Raw genomic sequence first — 4,167 nt, forward strand, 5'->3', positions numbered from 1 at the left:
CCCCCAACCCCCGCCTGTGGAAAACCGGGGATCACGGGCTGAGAGATATACCAACCGGTGGCTCCCAGGACTGTCCACACCTGCTCCGGACTCGCCCACACCTGCTCCGGGTCCGCCCACACCGGCTCCGCGGCCCTCCGCGCCCGCTCCTCTGCCCAAACCCGACCCGCGTCGTGGGTCAGGACGGCGGCCCGGACACGTCGTCCACAGGGGTCTGCGAGTGTCGCGGGAAAGTCGTAGGCTCAGGAGTCACCACCTGTCCACCGACCCTCCTGGGGGCACCCGAGCCATGGCCGACTCCTTCGCCCATCTGCACGTCCACACCGAGTACTCGATGCTCGACGGGGCCGCCAAACTCAAGCCCCTGTTCAAGGAGGCGGCGCGGCTGGGCATGCCCGCGGTCGCGATGACCGACCACGGCAACATGTTCGGGGCCTACGAGTTCTACCAGCAGTCCAAGGGCACCGGCGTCACCCCGATCATCGGCATCGAGGCCTACGTCGCACCCGAGTCGCGCTTCCACAAGAAGCGGGTCTTCTGGGGGCGGTCCAGCGGCTCCGACGACGCCTCGGCGGAGGGCGGCAAGGACATCTCCGGCGGCGGCCGCTACCTGCACATGACGATGCTGGCGCAGAACGAGAAGGGCCTGCGCAACCTGTTCCGGATGTCCTCGCTGGCGTCCATGGAGGGCTACTACATGAAGCCCCGCATGGACCTGGAGCTCATGTCGGAGTACAGCGAGGGCATCATCGTCTCCACCGGCTGCCCCTCGGGCGGTGTGCAGACGCGGCTGCGGCTGGGCCAGGAGAAGGAGGCCGTCGCCTACGCGGCCGGGCTCCAGGACATCTTCGGCAAGGAGAACGTCTTCCTGGAGCTGATGGACCACGGCGTGCCCATCGAGAAGGAGGTCCGCGACGGCCTGCTCAGGGTCGGCCGCGAGCTGGACATCCCGCCGCTGGTGACCAACGACTCCCACTACGTGTACGAGTCCCAGGCCTCGGCGCACGACGCGCTGCTGGCGGTGGGCGTGGGCAAGAACCTGGACGACCCCACCCGGTTCCGGTTCAACGGGTCGGGCTACTACCTCAAGTCCGCCGAGGAGATGCGCGGCATCCTCAACTTCGAGGAGTGGGAGCAGGGGTGCAGGAACACCCTGCTGGTGGCCGAGCGCATCGACCCGGGCGCCTACGACGCGGTGTTCGCCCACCGCGACCTGATGCCGGTCTTCCCCGTGCCCGAGGGGGAGACCCAGGCCTCCTGGCTGGCCAAGGAGGTCGAGCGGCTCCTGCCCACCCGCTACCCGGACGGGATCAACGGCGAGATCCGCCAGCGGGTCGACTTCGAGCTCGGCATCATCAACGAGATGGGTTTCCCCGCCTACTTCCTCGTGGTCGCCGACATCTGCCAGTACGCGCGCAAGAACGGCATCGCGCTGGGCCCGGGGCGAGGCTCGGCGGCGGGGTCGATGATCGCCTACGTCCTGGGCATCACCGACCTGGACCCGCTGGAGCACGGGCTGCTGTTCGAGCGGTTCCTCAACCCCGAGCGCGTCACCATGCCCGATGTCGACCTGGACTTCGACGAGCGTCGGCGCGGGGAGATGATCGAGTACGTCACCCGCCTGTACGGCGCCGAGCGCGTCGCGCAGATCCTGACCTTCGGCACCATCAAGGCCAAGGCCGCGGTCAAGGACTCCACGCGCATCCTGGGCATGCCCTACTCGGTGGGCGACCAGATCACCAAGGCCTTCCCCGCCGCGGTCGGCGGCAAGGAGATCCCGCTGGAGGCGGTGACCAACACCGAGCACGAGCGCTACGGCGAGACCACCGAGCTGCGCAACCTCATCGACAACGACGCGCAGGTCGCCAAGGTGATGGAGACCGCGCGCGGTATCGAGGGCCTGACCCGCGGTACGGGTGTGCACGCCGCGGGCGTCATCCTGTCCAAGGAACCCCTGCTCGACGTCATCCCGCTGCACAAGCGCGACACCGACGGCGCCATCATCACGGGCTTTCCCTACCCTCAGTGCGAGGACATGGGCCTGCTCAAGATGGACTTCCTGGGCCTGCGCAACCTCACGATCATGGACGACGCGGTCAAGTCCATCAAGGAGGCCGAGGGGATCGACATCGACCTCGGCAAGCTCCCCCTGGACGACAGGAAGACCTACCAGCTCCTCTCGCGCGGCGACACCCTGGGCGTGTTCCAGCTGGACGGCGGCGCGATGCGCAACCTGCTCAAGCGCATGGAGCCCAAGAAGTTCGGCGACATCGCGGCCGTGCTGTCGCTGTACCGGCCCGGTCCGATGGCCGCGAACGCGCACAACGACTACGCCGACCGCTCGAACGGCCGCCAGGAGGTCACTCCGATCCACCCGGAGCTCAAGGACGCTCTGGAGCCGATCCTGGGGGAGACCTTCCACCTGCTCGTCTACCAGGAGCAGATCATGGCCATCGCGCAGCAGCTGGCCGGGTACACCCTGGGCGGCGCCGACCTGATGCGCCGCGCGATGGGCAAGAAGAAGAAGGAGGCCCTGGAGGAGGAGGAGGCCAAGTTCTTCCCCGGGGCCGAGGCGCGCGGCTTCTCCAAGGAGGCCACGCAGGCGCTGTGGGACGTCATGCTGCCCTTCGCCGGGTACGCGTTCAACAAGTCGCACGCCGCCGGGTACGCCCTGGTCTCCTACTGGACCGCCTACCTCAAGGCCAACCACCCCGCCGCCTACATGGCCGCGCTGCTGACCTCGGTCAGCGACGACAAGGACAAGATGGCGGTCTACCTGGCCGAGTGCCGGACCCAGGGCATCAAGGTGCTGCCCCCCGACGTCAACGAGTCGGGTCTGCGCTTCACCCCGGTGGGCAAGGACATCCGCTTCGGCATGGGCGCGGTGCGCAACGTCGGCGCCAACGTCGTCAACTCGATCATCAGGACCCGCACGGAGAAGGGCAAGTTCAGCTCCTTCACCGACTTCCTGTCCAAGATCGAGCTGGCGGCCTGCAACAAGCGCGTCATCGAGTCGCTGATCAAGGCGGGCGGCTTCGACTCGCTCGGCCAGCCCCGCCGTGAGCTGTACCGCCACCACGAGACGGCGGTGGACGGCATGATCAGCTCCAAGAAGCAGGAGGCGCACGGCCAGTTCGACCTGTTCGGCGGCGGTGACGACGGCGACTCCACCCCCATCGGCCTCAACATCAACTGGGGCGACGAGGAGTGGGACCGCAAGACCAAGCTGGCCTTCGAACGGGAGATGCTGGGCCTGTACGTCTCCAGCCACCCGCTGGCCGGTGCCGAGCGGGTGCTGGCCCGCTCACGCGACACCTCCATCGCCCAGATCGTGGCGGGCGAGATGGCCCGCGAACGCGGTGAGGTGCGCATCTCCGGCCTGATCTCCAAGGTGGACAAGCGCACCAACAAGGCGGGCAACCAGTGGGCGATCGCCACGGTCGAGGACCTGGACGCCTCGATGGAGGTGCTGTTCTTCCCCAAGACCTATCCGCTGTACGTGCAGGCCCTGCTGGAGGACACCGCGGTCACCGTCAAGGGCAGGCTCAACGACCGGGACGGCACGTGGTCGATGTTCGCCTCGGAGATGTCGATCCTGGACATCTCGCACGTCACCGAGGGGGAGCCCCCGGTGCTGCTGACGGTCGCGGAGGAGCGCCTCACCCCCGAGCTGGTCGGCGACCTGCGCCAGGTGCTGGCCACGCACAAGGGGGACACCCCCGTGCGGATCCGGGTGGACAACCCGGTCCGGTCGCGGGTCTACGCCGTGGACCGCTACTCGGTGCGGATCTCCCCGGAGTTCAACGGTGAGGTCAAGAGCCTGCTGGGGGCCTTCGCGGTCGACTACTGACCAGCGCCGCAAGTCCCCGCGGTCCCCGCGCGCCCTCGGGCGAGCGGGGACCTTTTTCGTGCCCGCTCTTGCCAGGACGAAGTAAGCGATATATCTTTGATCTATCAGAACAGAGCAGGACAGTCGCTCTGTATCGCACGATCTCCAGGAGGACGACATCATGAGCGCCATGGCGATTCCCGGCCCCTGGTCCTGGGAGGCGCGCGGACCGCGCCGTCCGCGCCTTCCCTGGAGCCGCCAGCCGGAGGAGGAACGGCACGGACACCCCGGGCACCCGGGCCACCGCGGTCCGCGAGGCGGCGGACGGTTCGCATTCG

At 68.0% G+C, this 4,167-nt stretch carries 1 protein-coding gene; it reads left to right on the plus strand.

From position 1 onward, the window contains the following. Positions 1 to 289: 289 nt before the first annotated feature. The gene (dnaE, locus tag DQW06_RS20020) at positions 290 to 3,850 is read left to right on the plus strand and encodes a DNA polymerase III subunit alpha (protein ID WP_013154215.1); all 3,561 of its coding nucleotides are present in this window, start codon (positions 290 to 292) and stop codon (positions 3,848 to 3,850) included. Positions 3,851 to 4,167: the final 317 nt, after the last annotated feature.

The sequence above is a fragment of the Nocardiopsis sp. TNDT3 genome (assembly GCF_003427465.1).
Classification (GTDB): domain Bacteria; phylum Actinomycetota; class Actinomycetes; order Streptosporangiales; family Streptosporangiaceae; genus Nocardiopsis; species Nocardiopsis dassonvillei.